The sequence below is a fragment of the Paenibacillus sp. MDV22-iso6 genome (assembly GCF_058408365.1).
Genome location: NZ_JBZVDZ010000001.1, coordinates 778,218 through 798,434, shown reverse-complemented (window position 1 = coordinate 798,434; position 20,217 = coordinate 778,218). Strand labels below are relative to the sequence as shown.

The 20,217-nt window shown below is 42.6% G+C and carries 18 protein-coding genes; 4 read left to right on the top strand and 14 right to left on the bottom strand.

The window, feature by feature from the left end; genetic code table 11:
* Window positions 1-21: 21 nt before the first annotated feature.
* From AC4PM4_RS03390 to AC4PM4_RS03365, 6 genes are all read right to left on the bottom strand, one after another.
* Window positions 22-1,014, bottom strand: coding sequence for an aldo/keto reductase (locus AC4PM4_RS03390; protein ID WP_491612755.1), 993 nt, complete (start codon window positions 1,012-1,014; stop codon window positions 22-24).
* 230 nt (window positions 1,015-1,244) lie between these two features.
* Complete coding sequence (locus AC4PM4_RS03385) at window positions 1,245-2,153, bottom strand: helix-turn-helix domain-containing protein (protein WP_491612754.1); 909 nt, start codon at window positions 2,151-2,153, stop codon at window positions 1,245-1,247.
* Window positions 2,154-2,228: 75 nt separating this feature from the next.
* A complete protein-coding gene (locus tag AC4PM4_RS03380) occupies window positions 2,229-2,906 on the bottom strand; it encodes an SDR family NAD(P)-dependent oxidoreductase (RefSeq protein WP_491612753.1) in 678 nt (225 codons plus the stop codon).
* Window positions 2,907-3,170: 264 nt separating this feature from the next.
* Window positions 3,171-4,172, bottom strand: coding sequence for a LacI family DNA-binding transcriptional regulator (locus tag AC4PM4_RS03375; RefSeq protein ID WP_491612752.1), 1,002 nt, complete (start codon window positions 4,170-4,172; stop codon window positions 3,171-3,173).
* Window positions 4,173-4,305: 133 nt separating this feature from the next.
* Complete coding sequence (locus tag AC4PM4_RS03370; protein WP_491612751.1) at window positions 4,306-5,292, bottom strand: Gfo/Idh/MocA family protein; 987 nt, start codon at window positions 5,290-5,292, stop codon at window positions 4,306-4,308.
* Window position 5,293: 1 nt separating this feature from the next.
* A complete protein-coding gene (locus AC4PM4_RS03365; protein ID WP_090806332.1) occupies window positions 5,294-6,313 on the bottom strand; it encodes a Gfo/Idh/MocA family oxidoreductase in 1,020 nt (339 codons plus the stop codon).
* A gap of 180 nt (window positions 6,314-6,493) precedes the next feature.
* Between AC4PM4_RS03365 and AC4PM4_RS03360 the strand changes: the two genes are divergently transcribed.
* On the top strand, window positions 6,494-7,345 hold the full coding sequence (locus AC4PM4_RS03360; RefSeq protein WP_072732862.1) for a MurR/RpiR family transcriptional regulator: 852 nt from the start codon (window positions 6,494-6,496) through the stop codon (window positions 7,343-7,345).
* Between the two features lie 87 nt (window positions 7,346-7,432).
* Here AC4PM4_RS03360 and AC4PM4_RS03355 read toward each other — a convergent pair whose 3' ends face one another.
* The 4 genes from AC4PM4_RS03355 to AC4PM4_RS03340 all read right to left on the bottom strand — a co-directional run bounded on the left by AC4PM4_RS03355 (window position 7,433) and on the right by AC4PM4_RS03340 (window position 13,738).
* Complete coding sequence (locus tag AC4PM4_RS03355) at window positions 7,433-8,161, bottom strand: amino acid ABC transporter ATP-binding protein (RefSeq protein WP_072732861.1); 729 nt, start codon at window positions 8,159-8,161, stop codon at window positions 7,433-7,435.
* Complete coding sequence (locus AC4PM4_RS03350) at window positions 8,154-9,599, bottom strand: amino acid ABC transporter substrate-binding protein/permease (protein WP_491612750.1); 1,446 nt, start codon at window positions 9,597-9,599, stop codon at window positions 8,154-8,156. The genes AC4PM4_RS03355 and AC4PM4_RS03350 overlap by 8 nt, the downstream gene beginning before the upstream one ends.
* Before the next feature lie 347 nt (window positions 9,600-9,946).
* A complete protein-coding gene (locus AC4PM4_RS03345) occupies window positions 9,947-12,088 on the bottom strand; it encodes a M1 family metallopeptidase (protein WP_491612749.1) in 2,142 nt (713 codons plus the stop codon).
* Between the two features lie 264 nt (window positions 12,089-12,352).
* Window positions 12,353-13,738 carry an MFS transporter gene (locus tag AC4PM4_RS03340; RefSeq protein WP_491612748.1) on the bottom strand — a complete coding sequence of 462 codons (1,386 nt, stop codon included), beginning with the start codon at window positions 13,736-13,738 and terminating at the stop codon, window positions 12,353-12,355.
* 111 nt (window positions 13,739-13,849) lie between these two features.
* On the opposite strand from AC4PM4_RS03340, the gene AC4PM4_RS03335 reads away from it, so the two are divergent.
* Complete coding sequence (locus AC4PM4_RS03335; RefSeq protein WP_491612747.1) at window positions 13,850-14,740, top strand: LysR family transcriptional regulator; 891 nt, start codon at window positions 13,850-13,852, stop codon at window positions 14,738-14,740.
* Between the two features lie 70 nt (window positions 14,741-14,810).
* Here the strand turns inward: AC4PM4_RS03335 and AC4PM4_RS03330 are convergent, their stop codons facing one another.
* The 4 genes from AC4PM4_RS03330 to AC4PM4_RS03315 form a co-directional block, all read right to left on the bottom strand.
* Window positions 14,811-15,182, bottom strand: coding sequence for an iron chaperone (locus tag AC4PM4_RS03330; protein WP_063565000.1), 372 nt, complete (start codon window positions 15,180-15,182; stop codon window positions 14,811-14,813).
* A 123-nt stretch (window positions 15,183-15,305) separates the two neighbouring features.
* Window positions 15,306-16,334 carry an ABC transporter substrate-binding protein gene (locus AC4PM4_RS03325; RefSeq protein ID WP_491612746.1) on the bottom strand — a complete coding sequence of 343 codons (1,029 nt, stop codon included), beginning with the start codon at window positions 16,332-16,334 and terminating at the stop codon, window positions 15,306-15,308.
* A 182-nt stretch (window positions 16,335-16,516) separates the two neighbouring features.
* Window positions 16,517-17,110 carry a YdeI/OmpD-associated family protein gene (locus tag AC4PM4_RS03320; protein WP_090806322.1) on the bottom strand — a complete coding sequence of 198 codons (594 nt, stop codon included), beginning with the start codon at window positions 17,108-17,110 and terminating at the stop codon, window positions 16,517-16,519.
* 247 nt (window positions 17,111-17,357) lie between these two features.
* Window positions 17,358-17,984: a DUF8426 domain-containing protein gene (locus AC4PM4_RS03315; protein ID WP_063565002.1), complete on the bottom strand. Its 627-nt coding sequence runs from the start codon at window positions 17,982-17,984 to the stop codon at window positions 17,358-17,360.
* Window positions 17,985-18,412: 428 nt separating this feature from the next.
* Here AC4PM4_RS03315 and AC4PM4_RS03310 point away from each other — a divergent pair, with 428 nt between their 5' ends.
* Both AC4PM4_RS03310 and AC4PM4_RS03305 read left to right on the top strand, forming a co-directional pair.
* Window positions 18,413-18,787, top strand: coding sequence for a BlaI/MecI/CopY family transcriptional regulator (locus AC4PM4_RS03310; protein ID WP_491612745.1), 375 nt, complete (start codon window positions 18,413-18,415; stop codon window positions 18,785-18,787).
* 9 nt (window positions 18,788-18,796) lie between these two features.
* On the top strand, window positions 18,797-20,188 hold the full coding sequence (locus AC4PM4_RS03305) for a M56 family metallopeptidase (RefSeq protein WP_491612744.1): 1,392 nt from the start codon (window positions 18,797-18,799) through the stop codon (window positions 20,186-20,188).
* The last annotated feature ends 29 nt before the right edge of the window (window positions 20,189-20,217 follow it).

Genomic DNA, 20,217 nt, shown 5'->3' with positions numbered 1-20,217 from the left:
GGATTGGTTCTTCTTCTTACATTACTTAAATCCAATATTTAGTCCATATACCGGATGAGGTACATACGGCTCTTCCAAGCACGCTATTTCTTCTGATGTTAATGCAATCGACAGAGCTTCAGCTGCATTTTCGAGATGGGATGTCTTCGTAGCGCCAATTATCGGAGCCGTAACCGGATTCTTGTGCAGCAACCAGGCAAGAGCGATTTGTACACGGGGAACGCCGCGTTTTTCGGCGATTTCTGCAACCCGCTCTACCACCAATTGATCGGTGCTGGCTGTCGCATCGTATTTGGCCTTTTGAACCTGATCCGTCTCGGAACGTTGTGTTGTTTCCTGCCAATCCCTGGTCAACCGACCAGAAGCAAGTGGGCTGTAAGAAATTACTCCGATTTTCTCTTCCTGACAAAGAGGCATCATTTCCCTTTCCTCTTCACGGTAGATCAGGTTATAGTGGTTCTGCATCGATACAAAGCGAGTCCATCCATTTCTCTCGGCGACATACAAAGCCTTTTGGAATTGCCATGCTGACATGGCAGAAGCACCAATATATCTTGCCTTCCCTGCCTTCACCACATCATGTAATGCTTCCATGGTCTCTTCAATAGGGGTATGGTTGTCCCAGCGGTGAATTTGATACAAATCCACATAGTCCGTTCCCAGCCTCTTGAGGCTCTTGTCGATCTCACTCATAATTGCCTTTCGAGAAAGTCCGGCGCCATTCGGACCATCATGCATGCGGGAAAACACTTTTGTTGCAAGGACAATTTCATCTCGATTAGCGTAGTCCTTGAGAGCCCGACCGAGGATTTCCTCACTTGTTCCGCCTGCATATACATTTGCTGTATCAAAGAAATTAATACCTAACTCCAAGGCTTTCTGAATGACGGGACGACTATTCTCTTCATCCAGCACCCATTGATGAAATCCATGCCCTGGTTCACCAAATCCCATGCAGCCAAGACAAAGTCGAGATACTTCCATGCCTGTATTTCCTAATTTCACATATTTCATTGGTTAATCCTCCTCAGATATTTAGGTTGAGACAACGTTGTAACGCATGAGACAAGAATAACAAGAAAATAGATGCATTTCTTTGCTGCTAAGCTCATTGGATTTGTTTATTTAGCTCATTTGTCTCAAATAATGAAAAGAAGCGTTTCACGATATTTTATCGCGAAGCGCTTTACTCAACAGTGGTACATAGTCACTTATGCTTAAAGTATGGACCGATTAAGCTGGCTTTATGTTGTTTTTCCCTCGCTTCGTTTGCATTGCTGTCTAAACTCCGAGGGCGGAAGCCCGACCTGAAGCTTAAACACTTTGGAAAAATGAGCAACGTTTTCGAAACCTGTTGAGAAACAGACATCGGTAACGGACAGAGACGTCTCGGCCAACAGTTTCTTGGCTTTATCCAGCCTCTGATTACGAATCCATTTCAAGGGTGAAGTGTGGTAGAGGGCCTGAAAATCCCTTTTGAAGGTAGACAGGCTTTTGCCGGACAAATAAGCCAGATCACTTATGGAGATGGGATTGGTGATATTCTCCTCCATTATTTTGCCGATGTTACTGTTTTTATCATGATTCGGTAGCAGAAGTTGGTGTAAGAAATGATCATTGGCCTGCGCCAGATGAAACAGGAGTTCCATGAATTTGAGGCGGATCAGACCGTCTTTTACCTCATCTGGATTTTCGAAATAGGGTTTCAATGACGCTATATAAGAGCGAGTGAGTTCATTGACCGGAATAATGGACACCGGCATGATTTCATTCACGGTATCCGTCGGTTTGAAGCCAGAAAACTGAATAAACTCCGCAAGCATATTTTCGTTCAGGAAAAACATCATATAGTCCAGTATGAACTCCGATCCTTGTTCACCCGACTTTATGTAATCAATGCGAATTGATTTGTGAAGAAACACCATTTCATTACTGCATACAGTGTACTCCTGATCCATGAATCGAACCGTGTACATGCCTGATATAACGAACAACAACATATGATCTTTCAGAAAATAGGAGCCTGTTGTCCCTTGTGTGTGTAAACAGAATTGAATGACGGATAACCCATTCTGCTTTAAGCTTCCTTGTTTGTCTGGTGCACGTTCCAGTCCTTGTGGTGCTTTGATTATCTTCCCGTTTCTCATGGACATGAATAGTCCCGCCTTTTTAGCTTTTAATAATAGAATAACAGGAAACGGAATTCAATGCATTTTGGGCTCTCTAACCTACGTTAGTGCTCTGACAACTTCTCCACTGGAGCCATTTTCCGTCAAGGGAGCAAGATTAACAATTTTATCAACAACTGAATCCGGTTCCTTCTCACCCCTTGGATTTTGTTCAGTTCTCAAATTGCCCGGATCGAACATATTAACCAATATTCCATGTTTTGCTTCCTCAATTGCTATCGTTCTCATTAATGCCTCCAGCCCGGCTTTGGCAGCTGAATATGCCCCGAATCCCGGATAGTTCAGATTGGCCATTATGGAAGTAATGGATACAATGCGTCCATAATGCTGAGCTCTCATGATTGGAAGAAATGTTTTGGTCACCAAAAATGGACTATATAAATTGAGGCGGATGTTATCATCCCATGTTTCCAATGTCATATCATGAATGGGGATGTGCGCACCTGTACCCCCTGCGTTGTTGATCAATACGTCTATCCGTCCTGTCTGCTCCAGCACTTGGTCACGGAGGCGCTGAACGTCATCCTGATCCGTTATATCCGCAGGAATGATCAAAGATTGGCCTCCTGAGTTTTTTATGATCTGTGCCACGTCCTGCAATTTTTCTTTTCGACGTCCAACTAAAACAACTTGTGCTCCCTCTTCAGCCAGTTTTATCGCCACAGCTTTACCAAGGCCGGTTCCTGCACCTGTAACAATGACTACTTTATTCTTCATCAATACCATCTTCAATCCATCCTCTCAGATTGTTATTATGAAGCGAACAATTTGAATCATTTTCTAAAATGGCGTACTTAAAGGATAAGAGGAGATCTCTCCACTTAATCTCTATTAAATATTAAACGGAGAGTTCTCCTCTTGTCAACATTGTGACTTTAAGACAAGTGTCAGATATGGCGAATGTGATGGATGGTTTCTACAAAAAGAAAAACAGCCCCGTGATTAGGGCTGTAGGGCTGTTCATTGAAAATGTATGTGCACTCATCGTTCAGAAAGGATCATCTGCGAAACAGAGTCACGTTCGACACACTGTATATTGATCCTGTAAGTAGACTCAACAGCCTCTCCTTTTAACATTTGAATGAGTACATGTCCAGCAAAGGAGCCTGCGTCTGTTTTGGGTTGTCGAAAAGTCGTAAGAGGTGGATTTAAGTATTCGGATACATGTATGTTGTCAAATCCAATAATGGATAGATCTTCGGGTATGGAGACCTGATGTTCTTTAAAAGCCTCTAAGCCTCCAATGGCCATTTCATCATTCGCAAAAAAGACTGCCGTTGGAAGCTCTCCCTCCATTAGCAACTTGGCTGCGTTGTAGCCACCTGTTTTCAGAAATTGGCCGCCAAGTCTCCAATTCTCATTCTCTTCCACCCCTGCTTCATGCATAGCTCTCAGATAACCCTGATATCGCATCAGATTACAATCCGAACTTAAAGGCCCGCTAATATAGGCTATTGCGCGGTGACCTTTATCCAGAAGAAAACGGGTTGCCATATAACCACCTTGCTCATCATCCATCAGAACATTTACAATATGCTCACTATCGAGTTCCCGGTCCATCACTACAATAGGAAATCCCGTTTCGGCAGCCTGCAACAACAACTCATCTTCAATATTTTCAGCGATTACAATCACGCCGTCCAGCCTTCTCTCCCTGATAAAGCGTGCAGCTGTCGATCGCTCTCCGCCTAAAGAGCTGCATACGATCAAGTCGTATCCCTGACTTATGGCGCTGGATTCAATCCCACTCACCAAGTCTGAAAAATAGGGGACGGACATATCATGAACAATAACACCAATCGTTTGTGTGTTTTTTCGCTTTAATTCGGATGCGGCTCCATGCTTGATGTAATTAAGCTCACTTGCTGCTGCAAGTACTTTCTGTCTTGTGTGCTCACTTACATGTTTTTTGCCGTTGAGTACATAGGACACGGTTGAACTCGCGACACCCGCTAACTTTGCTACGTCTTTAATCGTTATCATTAAATACTCCCCAAGAAGACTGTTATTGGTTCACTGACACATGAATTCTTATATCTTTCACCGCATTTTAACACAGTCATCTTGGAAGTGCACAAAAAGTTACAATACAATCATTCTGAAATTTCAAAATATATTATCGATCAGGTCCAAATACAAGATTGGCAGATTGTTTGGCTTGTTCAATAACCTCCATCACCTTCTCGCTATGCTCAAGCATAGCTGTGACTTTCTCCAGATCTTGTTCACGAATCATACGCTCGAATTCAACAAACTCGTCATACATGCGATGAGGATGATCCTTAATATCTACCCGAATCGGCGTTTCCTTATGAAGCGCAAGATCAAAGGATTCACATTTGTTGGCCGAGCTCGTCATATGGATATATCCTTTATTCCCTTGGATGTTCATTGCATTGGAGGCTGTGCTGTCTTTGGAGCCTATGCAAACACACTTGAACTCACCGTAGTCCAAAAGCAACATGCCTGAAGTGTCAATTCCGCGTTCCACGTTGGCCCAGTATTCCACCTTCTTCGGGCTTCCGAAAAGCCCTACGACCAGATGAATATTATACAAATTAATATCCATCAAGGCTCCACCAGACATTTCCGGATTAAATGCTGGCAGCACTTCTCCAGCCTGAAAAGCCTCATAGCGGGATGAATATTGGGAATAGTTACACTCCACAATTTTGATGTCACCCAGTTTGCGCAGATTCTCCTTCATAGACAAATAGTTCTTCAAATATTGGTTTGTGATGGCTTCGACCAACACTAGCTGTTTTTGCCGTGCAATCTCTTTAAGTTCAAGAAATTCTTGCAGGTTGGAAGTGAACGGCTTCTCACAGATAACATGTTTGCCGCCCAATAACGCTTCTTTGGCATATGCATAATGAAGATGATTCGGAAGCCCGATATAGATCGTATCCACTTCATCATTCGTAATCATTTCGCTATATTCTAAATGTATTCGAGCAATTCCATACTGCTCTTGCAGAGTCAGCAATTTATCCAGATGACTAGGTCTGGAACATATGGCCTCCAAGGTAATCGCTGGAATTTCATGAATAAAGCTCAATAGATCCTTTACAATCATTCCAGCTCCGACAATTCCGAGTTTCATATTAGTTACACTCCTCCATACCTTTTTCTAATATTTCCATAACCGCGATCGTTTCTTGGTCTTGAATCACTTTTTCTTTGCCATGGTTGATGGCTTCATAGATATCGTCGTACACTCTTGCATAATCGCCTTGTTCAGAAGTTACTTTTTCTTCATGATAGATTCCTTCTTCATCCAGATACGTCAGTACGCCATAGTGCTGAGGCATATCCTTACCAAAATCGGGATGTCCTTTGGGAAGGTAAAATAACTTCAGATGTTCCTCTTGACGATCCTCAGTTTGTTTTACGAATACCCCCTTTTTGCCGTATACTACAAAACTCGGGCGTGGCTTTAAGCGGAAAAAGCTGGATTTGACTGATACTTTCAGCGAAGAATAATAAAAGTCTAGATCGAAATAATCATTCATTCTGCCAGGACCCAGCAATTGACGAACATCGTAATGTATCTTGTCCGGTTGCCCGAAATAGGATAATACCTGATCAATGGTGTGAACACCGTGCCCGTATAAATAACTTTTGTATTTGGAAAAATGGGTGGTAGCATTCGGAATCTCCGGTCGATAATAATCGTAATGCATCTCCACTTCCAGCAAATCGCCAAGCTTTCCTGATTCAATCACTTTCTTGGTCGTCAGAAAATCCGAGTCATATCGTCGGTTCTGATAACATTGAATCAAGAGATTTTTTTCTTTGGCGTATTGGAAAATGGATTCGGCTTCTTCTTTGGTCAGCATAAAAGGTTTTTCAACAAGTACATGTTTTCCGTGATCAAGTGCCCTCTTTGCATACTCATAATGGGATTCGGTATGTGTACAGACCACGACCAACTGAATGTCATCGTCATTCATTAAAGCTGCAAGATCATCTGTATACAGAACACCAGGAGCCTTCTCCCACTCTGTTTTCTCCGGATGACGGGCGTATATCGTTTTTACTTTCAAATGATCCCGATTCAATGAAAAAGGAAGATGATAACGATTTGTACTTTTGCCATTGCCAATATAACCGATGGTTAACATATGAATTCCCCCTTAGGCTCTTTTTCATTTATTATAGAAGAAGAAAATCCTCCGGAGGAGCTTTGAAGAAATTACGGTACATTTGACCAATAATTCGTATTTCGGATGCCCTCTCTTTAAACAAAATGTTTACTGGACGCTCTACATCAACGTTATTTCAATGAATCCGGGGTGAACCTGTTGAAAATATTGACCCAATTAACAGACATGAACAACTTTACACCAAATGAAAAAAGCATTGCTTCTTATATTCTGACTCATAAGGAGCTAATGCTTCACTTGAATATTCAAGAGCTTGCCAAAGCTACATACACGTCACATTCTGCCATCAATCGATTGACTCATAAGCTTGGACTTTCGGGGTTTAAGGAGTTCAGCATTAAGCTTGCTCGAGAGTTTCAACAAGATGCTCAGAACATCTCCAATATCGATCCCAATTATCCGTTCGCTCTCGGTGAATCTTCACTCCAGGTGGCAAAAGATATAGCTGAACTAATGAAAGAAACGATTGAGAAAAACTTTGCTTTTATGGATGAAGCCTCTCTAACAGAAGCAGCCCATTTGCTCGATCAGGCGAAACGAATCTTCATCTATGCGTTGGGGGATTCTCAGATTCGCGCGAAGAGCTTTCAGAATAAATTGATTAAAATCAATAAATACGTCGTGATCACAACAGAGCTATCTGAATGGGCCTACCACACCATAAATCTTACCCCACAGGATTGCGCCATTTTTTTGACCTATCATGAAAAATCGCCCATTTTCCTAAAGGCAGCCCAACATTTCTCGCGTGAAAAAATTCCATTTATCACGATTACCGCGAATCATCAAAGTGAGTTGGCCAAAATGAGCACGATCTGTATCCAGGTGCCGAATGACGAAACAAAACATGCAAAGATCGGTACATTTTCATCACAAATTGCCTTTGACTACGTATTAAACGTGATTTATTCCTGTATTTTTCAAATTGACTACGCCAATAACATGCAAATGACTACTTATTCGTTGAAGAATTTCAATTTGGATGAGTGATATGAGAGGTCCGGGTGTAAAAGCAGGTAATTACAACATACCAAAAAACCTTCAAGAACGAAGCCTTGAAGGCTTTTTGGTATGGTTTTAGAGTACTTTCTCCAGGAAGCTGATCGTTCGTTCATTTTTTGGATTTCCGAATATTTCATCAGGCGTGCCCTGTTCTACAACATATCCACCGTCCATGAAGACAACCCGATCCGCAACTTCACGGGCAAACCCCATTTCATGGGTCACGATGATCATCGTCATACCTTCGCTCGCAAGATCCTTCATTACACCAAGGACTTCGCCTACCATCTCGGGGTCGAGTGCCGAAGTTGGTTCATCGAATAACATTACGTCCGGATTCATGGCAAGCGCACGGGCGATCGCTACGCGTTGTTTTTGTCCGCCCGAAAGTTGGTTGGGATAGCTGTCTGCTTTATCCGACAAACCAACCCGATCAAGTAAACGAAGTGCCGTATCACGTGCTTCCTGTTCTTTTAATATCCCAAGTTCTCTGGGTGCAAACATAATATTTTTGAGCACGCTGAAATGAGGAAACAGGTTAAAGTGCTGAAATACCATACCTATGTTCTCGCGAGCTTTGTTAATGTTCGTTTTGGGATCATTTAGATCCCGATCATCTACGATAACCCGTCCTGCTGTGATCTCATCTAACTGGTTAATGCAACGCAAAAACGTACTTTTACCCGATCCGGAAGGTCCAATAACACAGACAACTTCACCTTCGTTAACCGATATATCGATGCCCTTCAGCACATGATTCGTGCCAAAACTTTTCTTTAATCCTTCAACGTTAATTTTACCCACGACGAACCCTCACCTCCAGGTAGTCAGCTATTTTAGTCAATGTGATGATAACAATCAGGTACATAATCGCAACGGTCAACCAAATGTCGAAAGAGGCGAAAGTTCTTGCGATGACAATCTTACCGGATTGCGTCAACTCCACCAGACCAATGACGGACAAGATCGACGTATCTTTCAATGTAATAACCATCTGATTAATAAATGAAGGAATCATAACCCGTATGGCCTGAGGGATTACGATCTTTATCATCGCTTTGCGATAAGGAAGTCCCAATGAACGGGCAGCTTCCATCTGTCCACGATCAATCGATTGAATACCCCCGCGTATAATTTCCGTTACGTACGCCCCTGCATTCAGACTTAACGTCAGAATGGCGGCCAGGAACAGCGGCATGGTGAAGCCCATCGCCTGAGGAATCCCGAAATAAATAAAGAATGCTAGGACGATCAACGGTATCCCGCGGAAAATATCCACAAATACGGTAGCAACAACACGAAAGAACTTATTTTGACCCACTTTCATAAAAGCAAAAATCAAGCCGATGATAAAGGCGAAAAACAGCGAAATAATCGTATACAAGAGTGTTTTCCCCATACCTTTGAACAGCACAGGTAGAGATTTCTGAACTAATTCCCAACGACCCTGGTTTGCGACAGTGGCATTCTCGCCAACATATTCCTCGGTAATGCGCTTAAATTCACCATTAGCCTTGATATTCACTAATCCTTCATTAAACATCTTTAGGAGTTCTTGATTCTTCCCCTTGCTTACCGCAAATCCATAGGAAGCTCCGTCTTCTCTATCGGTAACGGTTTTCAAACCGTTATTCTGTTTTATCCCAAATTTTAGGACAGGTTCATCTTCAAAACATGCAACCGAGTTTCCAGTTTTCACATCATCATACATTTGCGAAGAATCGTCGAATGGAACAATGGTAAAACCATATTTTGAGGCAATGGATTCAGCAAAGGTGTACCCTTCTGTGCCTGTTTTCACGGCGACCTTTTTACCGCGGAGATCTTCGTAGCTTTTTACGGTATCGTTATTTATGCTAACACCCATTACGACGCCTGATTGATAATAAGGTTCTGAGAAATCAAACTTTTGTTTTCGTTCATCTGTAATACTCATTCCAGCAATAACGCCATCCACCTGATTGGACTCAAGAGCTTGCACAGCCGCATTAAATCCCAGCGCTTTGATTTGATAATTGAAGTTCTGGTCTTTGGCGATCGCATCCAGCAAATCCATATCGATGCCTACATAATCCCCGTTTTCATCTTGATATTCAAATGGTGCAAATGTGATGTCCGTACCGATCACATAGGTTTTACCTGAATTGGAGTTTGCATTGGCATCCCCCGACCATCCGGATAACCCCGCCACTAGGAGCAGAATTAGTGATAGTACATAAAATGAGACCTTGGTTGTTTTCATATGTCCTCCTCATCTCGGTGTTCTCCGAATCCTAATCATTTTCTTGTCATTGATGTTACTGTCGTACATTTTTAGGTGTCTTTGCACATTATATTGTTATTATTTGCAGTATATTAACAATCAATGCTTTCCCTAACATTCTTCACTTTCCTCCGCAACGTTTTATTTGACATCCATTTAAAGATCCACGTTATATTTACCCTTCAGGACAGGTTTTAAAAACCTAAAATGAACTTAAATAAAAAAAGTCGCCATATAGGCGACTCAATAACAGACAATATGATGATCTTCCAATGACAATTGCCAAAGGGAATTTAATCTTTCTTTAAAAGAATGAACACTTCGGGTTATTCCTCAGCGAATAATTTTGAAAGTGGATTTTCCACTTTTTTATCCAATGTTACCTTGCCAGTCTTGTTCAACACATAATACTGATAATAAGCGCTGCTGAATCCAATGGATTGCTGCATCTTCATCATAAATGGTTCAAGACTCCCGCTGCTCAGATGATCTTCATTCCAGAAGTAGTGCAGCATCAAACGATTTTGATTATAAGGGTGTTTGATCACATAGGCTCCAGCAGCAGACGGTTGGTTCATAGTCGTTTTCCATTTAAACCCGATATGGGTAGCACGGTCTATAATGCTGGATTTTAATGCTTGTACAAAACCATTTGATTTGGCGTTGCCAAGTACAATCAGGTTGCTGGTAGCCAGTTCTTTTTTCATTTTTCGCTTCAACTCCTGCCGGTCCTGAATCAGGTCATACTTCACTCCGGTTAAATCCAGCAGAGTTGTCAGTTGGTTTACCATAGCTTCCTGTTGTTTGTTCGCTGCCTTGCTCTCCTGATCACTGAGCACAATGGCTAATGGCTCACCTTGAAGGGCTTTATCCATCACACGGCTCATCGTTTCAAAAGGTAAATTCGGAACCTGAGTTAATGCTGATTCATACAACGATTGAAACTGATCATGCAGATATGCCGTTTTCTCCTCATTCGACAGTTGATATTCGGGCTTCAGCGTAAAATTAGGCTCATATAAAGCCGTCTTCATATCATTACACGCCTCTTTCCCCAGTACATCTTCTATCGTTTGCAGAAGTCCGTCAATCGTAGCATTTTGGTACACATAGCGTTTAAAATACTCTTTCATAAAGGCATCGAATTTCTCTTCCCCGACGGAACGGTACAATTGATATATCGCTTGACGGCCTTTATCGTAATAAACTGGGCTTGCCCAATCTCCCACCTCGTCATTAGTTGAAGCAATAGCCTTATCCACAGTGGAATCGTCAAATTGGATGGACTTGAACCCATTCATCGTATCTCCCTGCTTCTCAGAAAAATACACTTTGGAGAAATCTGCAAAGCCTTCGTCCAGGAAAGACTCTGTCTCCGAATTATTCCCGATTAATGCATGAAACCACTGGTGGGCGATTTCATGCACAAATACGGTGTCTTGTTCTGGAGCAGAATTTATTCCGATTTGCCCCATTTGGATAAGTCTTGAATACTCGATAGCTACACCTTCTACATACGATTCAACAATCCGGAATTCAGGATAAGGGTATTTACCGTATTTATCACTGAAAAAATCAATGGCTCTGAATGCTTGATCCACATACCCGTCAATGATCTTTTTCTTACCTGGCTGGTTATCAAAATAATAATACTCTACGGTAAGGCCATTCCGGGTTACGCTGTCCACTTTGAAGTTCGGGCTGGCAAAGAAAGCAAACTCCCTCGTATTCTCGGCTACGGTGGATACCACTTTGCGTCCAGTCTCTGCATCATCCCGTGTAGTTATCGTACCAGGCATAACTACCTGATATTGATCGGGAACATTGAACTCAACTTCATAATCCGCGGAAGTATAATAATCTGTTTCAAATGTTTTACTATAAGGTTTGCTATCCCATTCATGCTTGGCCTCATCATAGACTGACATTACAGGGAACCAATGAGCCCCATTGATAATATCTTTGTAATACGATAACCGCTGTGAGCCATAGGGAATCTTCAGATTAAAGTGGACTTGAACCGACACGGATTCACCAGGCTGAAGGGCTTGCTCTAATTTCACCGACATAGCTTGGTCTTTATTACTGAAATCAAGGGTTTTTCCGCCGGTCGTCACCTTCTCAATATCAATTCCTCCAAGAAAGTCTTCCGGTTTCTTATCAAGGTTATTTTTGCTAATCTCTTCATTGGAATGTTTAAACATGGTCGTCTGCGTCGATTCCGAAAGGTTGGCATCAGCATAAGTATGAAAAACCAGTTGCTTCAATGTATCTTTGCTTGTATTTCGGTAAGTAATGGATTCACTCCCCTCTATGGTCATCTTCTTCTCATCCAGCCGTGCTTGAATTTGATATTGGATAGGCACTTGAGCCTGAATATCTTTTGTGGCCTGTGTAATCGCAGATACAGGAGCTGCATTAGCGGCAGCACTACCCGTACTTATGATTGGGCATGCGGTCAGAATCATAGCGAGTGCGCTGATGGCTGTTATTCTGATTCGATTTGATGTGTATGAACGTGAATGATTGATATAAATCTCTCCCTCGAATGATTTTTGAAGCTCAGAGGCAAGTATAGAAGATCAACCTTACACTGGATTAATGCGTATCTTAAATTTCGTTTAAAAAAAGAAGCTGTTTGTATTAAATGAGCACGCTATATCGGATTGTCTCCGCTTCAATTTCGAAAGCAATATATGACTACGTAATGATGTGAATTATGAGATTCGACACTATAACGTCTGCGTTGCCGATGATTTCTGGCGTCGTAAGGTCATCATGATTAAAGATGCAGCTAATACCGTCAGGATGATTCCGAGCATTTGAAATCCTATAAAACTGAATGTGTCTCCCATGACAATTCCAATCAACAACGATGACAAAATGGTCCCCAGATATCTCGATGTATTAAAAATACCTGAAGCGACACCGATCATATCTTTGGGTGTGCTCTTAAACAAAGCCGCCTGCATACCAACACTGTTGAGCCCATTACTTATACCAAATACAGCTAAGGGCAATATGACATTCACCACTGGTGAGCCTTTATCCAATGCCACAATCAAGATGGACCCGAACGTTATTAACACCGCTGAAACGATCAAAGCTGGCCGCGTACCTGATTTGTCAATCCAGCGTCCGGCGAGAGGAGAACTGATGAGTGAACATAAACCAAGGGTTAGCATCAATAGTCCTGTATGAACTTCGTTCAGATGGCGTACCTGCTGTAAATAAGATGGCACACCAAAAAACAGAGCGTAAAACAGAGTGTTAACCAGCATAAATTGTACATTCACCCAGGTCATTTCGGGATATTCGGCAAATACCCTCAGCGGAATAAAGGGGGACGCTGTTTTCAATTCATGTCGGATAAAACTTGCTAATGCAAGCAATCCGATCCCTCCTGCCATAAGGTGCCAAGTTAAAAGATGTCCGGTTGATTTAACGGAAAGCACGCTCATTAGGAGAGTCACCAATGCGACGGTGAACAAAAGTATGCCGGGCGCATCAATCAGCAGGAACCATTTTCTGATGGACATGTCGCCATAGTTGGATTTGAGGGTCGCTTCTTTGGGAATAGTTTTCCAGGCGAATATAAAGCTTGCGATTACCAATGGAATATTCACTAGAAAAATACTTTGCCAGTCCCACCAATGAATCAATACACCGCCAATAAAAGGGCCTACCGCGGCTGCACCAGACAGGAACATCGCAAGGATAGACAGGGCAACAGTCTGCTTCTCAGTAACGTGGATTCTTACAATCGCCATTCCGACGGCTACCATCATGCTTGTGCCAACAGATTGAATGATCCGGAATACGATAAGCCAAGAAAAGTCTGGAGATAACGGAGCTAACATGGAGGAACCAAAGACAACAACCAGACCGATAAGGAATATCTTTCTGCGGCCGAACAGATCACTGCACTTGCCCATGACCGGTTGAGCCACAGCACTTGCAATGTAAAAGGAAAAAATAATCCACGACACGGTCGTAACATCAAGTATAAACTCCTGTTGTAGTCTTGCAATCGCTATAGATATCATGGAGGAATTGAGCGGATTCAGCATGATTCCCAAGCCCACAGATATCATTAACCATATATTTCGAGCATTCATTATGTATATCCCTCCTTCTTCTGTTGTCATCTTAATGGAATCCCTTTATTTATTCCAACGCATTTTATGTTATGATTTGATGAACTAAAAGGAATAAGAGAGTGGTGCAAAATGGAACTTCTTCAGCTACGCTATTTTCTGACGTTAGCCCGATGTGAACATGTTACAGAAGCTGCGGGTAAGCTGCATGTCACTCAATCCTCACTGAGCAAGACGATACAACGTTTGGAGGATGACTTGGGTGCACCGTTATTTGATCGATTGGGCAGAAAACTGCGGTTAAACGAATTCGGAAGAACATTCCTTCGACGGACCGAAAAAGCCCTATTCGAATTGGAACAGGGAAAACAGGAAATTGCTGATCTCTCCAACCCGGATCACGGTACACTTCAATTGGCAGTCACTACAGCAAGCACATTACCAGGAATCTTGCGGGAATTCCGAAAAAATAAGCCGAATGTTCAGTTTCATGTACAAATGGTTACGTTGGAAGACATGTGCATCCTTCTCCACCGAGGCGAAATTGATTTTTGCCTGTCTTCCCCTCCAATCCAGGGAGATGATATCGAATGTCAGATGCTGTTCCAGGATCCGATTGTAGTAGCTGTGCCTCTCGGTCATCGATATGCGGATCGAAGCAGCATCACATTAGAGGAGCTTAAGGATGAGTGGTTTGTGGGGGTGACAAAAGGATATGGTATTCGTGATCTGGTGGACTCCAAATGCCAATCCATCGGATTCGTACCGAAGTATGTTTATGAAGGAGATGAGCCTGCAAGATTAACTGCACTTGTGGAGGCGGAGATTGGGATTGCCTTTATACCCAATACAGCAAGAAACCCGCAGGAACGCATTGTATATCTCCGAATCGAGGATCAGAACCTTGTGCGGGAAATTGCATTATTGTCGCATAAAAACAGATATATCTCGAAAGCAGCTATCGCGTTTCGCAGCGTAGTCATAGATTATTTTAGTGCAATGTGCAAATCAATTGCTGAATGACCCATTACAAAGACCCCGCTCACCGACGTAAGTGAGAGCGAGGTCTTTTGTTGTAGGCTATCGATCATGCCTATTTCCGCCAAAAGGTTGAACAGTCTGCTTTTTCCGTAATGTTGAAATCAATCATTCGTTCCAGTAATGAAAAATCAACCGGCCCATCCCACCGGATACGCACCAACTCCTTGGTGTGCTCATAACCGGCCTTCACAATTTCATCGGAAAAATGATTAATCCCTGCCTTTTCAGGCGCCACAGCCAAATGATGTTTGGATACACTAAATCCAATAATAAATGTGCCATGATCGGTAAACATGGGCTGATTCCACGCTATTTTAGGTACTAAATTGGGGTATTTCTTGATAATCCATTCTAAAACTTCTTCCGTACGATCCCGATGTCCCAGGTTATCAATTCGTGCTAGATATTCTGCAAAAACGTCCATATTATCTTCTCCTAACCCAGATTTATTTCGCATACTTCATCTCATATTATCATGAAAATGAAATTGAAAAACCCTTTGGGCCAGATTCGCCAAAGGGTTGAAAAAATATATATTACTCAAGGACTACTTCACCGAAAGCAGGCTGTCCGAGATAAATTTCAGCTGACCTTCAAGCGATACAGGGTCGTTGTATGTATCGGAGGTCGGATCAAGCTGGAACACATGGCCCTCTTTGACCGCAGTTAGATTTTTCCACACCGTATTATCATAAACAATCTTCGGATCGGTTGTATCTCCTGACCACGGGCTGGTGAAAATGATGTCGCCTGCATATTCCGGTAACACTTCCATCGAGATTGATGCCCAGCCTGTGCCACTGTCAATTGCCTCTGTCTGAGCCCTTTTTGGTGCCTTGAGGCCAAATTCGTCATAGAGTATTTCACCACCACGACCGTAATTATGCCCAAATACAAATAATCCTTTGGCGTATGGATTCAAAATGGAGACTGTACGATCTCCCACAGCGGCAATTACTTTTGGCTTGAGCTCATTGATCTTCGCTTCCCATTGCGAAATCCAGTCTTTTGCCTGGGCTTCTCTATTGGTTAGTTTACCCATCTCCAACATGAGATCCTTGAAATTGCGCTTACCATATTGTAACTGTACCACTGGTGCAATCTGCGACAACTTGTCGAGACCCTCCATACTGGTGTATGCGATGATCAGATCAGGCTTTAGGCTGATCAGTTGCTCGGCTGTTGGCTGCTCTCCCAGATCTGTTGCCCCCTCACTTTTGAGCTGATCCTTGATGTACTTGTTGTTTATAGCGCCTGACGTTGCACCGACGACTGGAGCATCAAGTGCGACAAAGTACCCTGTTGAAAATGCGGTCAGATCGATAATCCGCTTCGGATCCACAGGTACTTCCACTTCACCTGCATCTGACTGATATGTAACGGTCTCTCCCTCGGCACCTGTTGTGGTAGCGGCATCAGACGCAGAAGTGGAGTCGGTTGATGATTCAGTGTCCGCAGCACCGGTTGTTGTTGTCTCCCTTGTATTGCTTGTCGTTGCGGCCTGACCGCATGCACTCAGTACAAGCAATATAATGAGAGCAGACAAAAGCCATATCGAGTTTCTTCGTTTCAGCAAAATAAACCCACCTTCTTCAAGTGATATTGATAATCGTTATCAACGATACCATGCAATATTGCATTTGACAAGATGCTTTCATATTCGACAAAAGACAAAACAAAAAAACACCCACTAAGGCGGGTGTTTCGACGCATAAAAATGATTTTCAAAACAAACTGCTTCCCCGGTACATTAACGGTTTAATCATTTAACCCTTTACCATCCAGAATTTGCTGTGTAGATTTCTCAACCCTTGACACGCGTGTTTTGGATTGCTTTGGTTGCGAAAAATAAAAAAGGTATGCCCGTTGACGTCCAGGCGTCAATGCTTCAAATGCCGTTTTCAAAGCAGGATTTTCATCCAGTTTAGTTTGAAACTCTTCTGGAACATCATATTCTGTATTTTTTTTGAGTTCCACTTTCAATCCGGCCTTTTCAACCTCAATGGCTTCAAGAATGTACTCTTTCAGGATAGTTTCCATGTCAACGATTTGTTGAAGATTGGTGAACCGGATCTGGCGAGCAGCTTGTACATTTTCTGTTTGTTGGATTAGAATACCTTGCTTATCCTTTAACAAGGCTCCTTTATGGAAAAGAAGCGCACAATACTCCTTAAATCCATGAATGATAACGATGTTTTTATTCTCCAACGTGTAACAAGGATGCATCCATTTATAGTCTTCTGTAAGGCCACAGGATAGAACGATCTCTCTTAGCTTCTCCGATTCTTCTTTCCACTTCTTTGCTTTGTTTAAATATTCATCCACCTTGGGATTTGTTTTATTAATTGTCATCAGGGACCATCCTTCATCATGCTAGTCATATTATTGTGTTTTCTAAAATAATTCTTCTCTTACATATGATTGCCAAGAGAAAGCAGTTAATTTCATTCGAACCCATGTAGTGTCGCTTAAATATTATGACACCATTTGGCGTCTGGTCAACACTAACTATTATTTAACTCATATACATATGTCCTTTGTCCCACCTCTTATCCCTTACTAGAAAGCCGATTATAAAGAAATCAAAGTGAGAAAGCCCCTAGGATTTGGCGTATTGTAAAATTGCCGCCGCTGCACGGATTCGCAGATCTTCTTCTTCGCTATGCAATGCCTTTTTTAGAACATTGAGCGCTTCTTGAATAGTACCTTCATCTACTCTAACTGAAGAATCATTATCTCCTTCAGTGGTTTCAGAGGTGATCGAAACCCAAGGTTCCAGTTGAGCCTGAGAAATTGGATGTTCGAATTTCGCAATGATTGAATAATGACTTACAAGTGCAAGTACTTTGTCACTTAACTCTGCTAAGGGAATACGTCCCAGCCAGGTAACACCTCGTCGATGACATATGTATTCCTCTCCGGTTCCGTTGGAATCATCGTAAAAATAATCGCCCAAATCCCCAACATATGCCCATTGATCATCATTTATCAAGACATAATCCCCATCCTGCATGACGTAGACAAAAGTATGGAGCGTGTCCAGGACATCACGAAGTTCCGCCTTTCCTATCCTGTAGCGTTGAACTAGTTGCGCTTTCCATTCTTCTGTAGACTCGTGCTCCAAATCTCCTGTCGCCGGCCAACCAATGCCGATAAAGTTATTCTCCAGGAACGACGCGGTCCAGTCGACCTCTTGCAATGTAGATTGTATATGAAACAGATTCATATGATTTCTCCTCTATAGTGATTTCAGGATTTAAGACTAAGTATATACTCCAGACATTCGTCTCTGCATTAAAATCAATCAAAGATTGAACTTACTATATATGTTCAACTAAACATTTACACGATAACGGAGAGGACAGAAATAACCTGAAGAAGCGAAGCGTTCGCCTTTATCCCCGGATTTCCCCTTTTCAAAAAGGAATCAAAAAAATCTGGGGATAACAGCGATCGGAAGGTTGTTCTGTCATCGGAGTGTCAGTGTAAATATTCATTAGTTGAACTTATATAGCTATTACAAACCTGACTCTGGTTCCGCAGCATCCATTCAATACTTGACTACCTACTACACGTTGTAGTAAATTGTATCTACTACGTAGTGTAGTAATAACCTTCGATATGGACGCATAACGAAGTTAAGGAGTGTTCACCGTGAACCATCTTCAAAAATTATCGGATACTGAAATGGAGCTGATGGAAGTGATCTGGGAGTGTGATCCACCTGTCACCTCCACCGAACTGCTGAACATGTTTTCCCAAAGGGGTAAAGCATGGAAGGCGCAAACCATCTCCACCTTTCTCTCTAGGCTAGTAGACAAAGGGGCCCTTACAGCTACAAGGGATGGACGTACCAACAAGTATGTTCCCTGTATTTCGCCCGAAGACTACAAGCTATTGGAGGCACAACAAGTCCTGGATGGATTATATCAAGGCTCTGTAAAAAATTTGATTTCAGCTTTGTATGATGGCGACAAGCTTTCTGATCAAGACATTGCAGAGCTGAGACAATGGTTTTCAGAAAAGTAGGTGTAGTCTATGGATACCATTCTTGTATTACTGTCTACGCTGACTGTTGCCGGAAGTGTCGTTGTCGCTTTCATTCTGTCTTTGCGCCTTGCTCCCTTTCAAGTCATTCCTGCAAAATGGCGTTTTGGAATTGGGAAAATGGCTTTAGTTTTGTATCTATTGCCCATCTTTCTGGTCTTTAATTGGATTTTTTCGTTGTTCACATCCAGTACTACAGTAAACGAGTTACCCTTAAATGTTCAACAAGTGTTACCTGGAGCATTCAATACGACTCCTGCCATCCAGGTACAGACCATTTCAGCAAATGTAGCTCTCGCTTTAATATGCTTATGGGTAATCGGGGTCATAGCTTTTGCAGCATGGCAAACATATTGTTATCACAGGTTTCTCAAGACATTAAAACTTACGCGAACTATCGTTCCGAAGAACAGTGAAGTTGCGATGCTGCTCCCTGTAATCAAGGAGAATCTGGGTCTCAAGAGAGAGGTTCGGCTTGCTTACAGCACTCTAATTCGCAGTCCTTTTCTAATTGGATTGAGGAAACCTACTATTTATCTGCCTCTAAAGAATTCTGAAAGTGTGGATATCGGTATGGTGTTCCATCATGAACTGATCCACTTGAAAAGGAAAGACCTATGGATCAAGGCGCTCATATTAGTAGCCCGTGCATTGCATTGGTTCAATCCATTGGTTCATATGCTTTCCAAAGATATTCATACATGGAGTGAACTGTCCTGCGATGAAGAAGTTGTAAAGGGAATGACCCTTGCGGATCGTAAACGCTATGGGGAAACCATCCTGAACGTAGTGGCAGGATCAAGGAATTTACCTATACAATTCTGCTCCTCTTTATCCGGGGACGGCAAACAACTAAAAAGGAGATTAACTTTTATGCTTAACGTAAAGAATGTGAACAAGAAAACCTTTGTTATAGCGATATCGACGTTATTTGTTGTTGGTGCAGTTAGTACAGTGACAACGGCTTGGGCTTCGAGCAATACTCCGAGGGTGGTTGCGAGTGAGGAAGCTTCCGCGGTAACGCGTCCATCGCAGCAAACGGCTGTCCGTGAAGAAGCTCCTGCAGTAACACGTCCATCAGCTCAAGCGACAGCTCGTGAGGAAGTTCCAGTAGTAACACACCCATCAGCTCAAGCGGCAGCTCGCGAGGAAGTTTCTGTGGTACCACATTCGGATGACCAAGTGGTAGCCCGTCAAGAAGCTCCTGTAGTAACGCGTCCATCAGCACAGGCGGTTGTGCCTGAAGAATCTCCTGTAGTAGCACGTTCGGCAGCACAACCCACAGTTCGTGAAGAAGCAGCTGTAGTAGCTCGTCCCTCGGCTCAAGCGGCAGTTCGTGAAGAGGCTTCTGTAGTACCCGCGCAAGAATCTTCCCGTCATTAAAAGCATTTTCATGAAATTACAAAATAAAT

Excerpts from the sequence above, each read along its gene's own strand:
- AC4PM4_RS03370 (WP_491612751.1), bottom strand. The coding sequence starts at position 5,292 with ATGAAACTCGGAATTGTCGGAGCTGGAATGATTGTAAAGGATCTATTG.
- AC4PM4_RS03380 (WP_491612753.1), bottom strand. The coding sequence starts at position 2,906 with ATGAAGAATAAAGTAGTCATTGTTACAGGTGCAGGAACCGGCCTTGGT.
- AC4PM4_RS03390 (WP_491612755.1), bottom strand. The coding sequence starts at position 1,014 with ATGAAATATGTGAAATTAGGAAATACAGGCATGGAAGTATCTCGACTT.
- AC4PM4_RS03345 (WP_491612749.1), bottom strand. The coding sequence starts at position 12,088 with ATGATTCTGACCGCATGCCCAATCATAAGTACGGGTAGTGCTGCCGCT.
- AC4PM4_RS03340 (WP_491612748.1), bottom strand. The coding sequence starts at position 13,738 with ATGAATGCTCGAAATATATGGTTAATGATATCTGTGGGCTTGGGAATC.
- AC4PM4_RS03305 (WP_491612744.1), top strand. The coding sequence starts at position 18,797 with ATGGATACCATTCTTGTATTACTGTCTACGCTGACTGTTGCCGGAAGT.
- AC4PM4_RS03330 (WP_063565000.1), bottom strand. The coding sequence starts at position 15,182 with ATGGACGTTTTTGCAGAATATCTAGCACGAATTGATAACCTGGGACAT.
- AC4PM4_RS03375 (WP_491612752.1), bottom strand. The coding sequence starts at position 4,172 with ATGATAACGATTAAAGACGTAGCAAAGTTAGCGGGTGTCGCGAGTTCA.
- AC4PM4_RS03350 (WP_491612750.1), bottom strand. The coding sequence starts at position 9,599 with ATGAAAACAACCAAGGTCTCATTTTATGTACTATCACTAATTCTGCTC.
- AC4PM4_RS03320 (WP_090806322.1), bottom strand. The coding sequence starts at position 17,110 with ATGACAATTAATAAAACAAATCCCAAGGTGGATGAATATTTAAACAAA.
- AC4PM4_RS03365 (WP_090806332.1), bottom strand. The coding sequence starts at position 6,313 with ATGTTAACCATCGGTTATATTGGCAATGGCAAAAGTACAAATCGTTAT.
- AC4PM4_RS03335 (WP_491612747.1), top strand. The coding sequence starts at position 13,850 with ATGGAACTTCTTCAGCTACGCTATTTTCTGACGTTAGCCCGATGTGAA.
- AC4PM4_RS03385 (WP_491612754.1), bottom strand. The coding sequence starts at position 2,153 with ATGTCCATGAGAAACGGGAAGATAATCAAAGCACCACAAGGACTGGAA.
- AC4PM4_RS03315 (WP_063565002.1), bottom strand. The coding sequence starts at position 17,984 with ATGAATCTGTTTCATATACAATCTACATTGCAAGAGGTCGACTGGACC.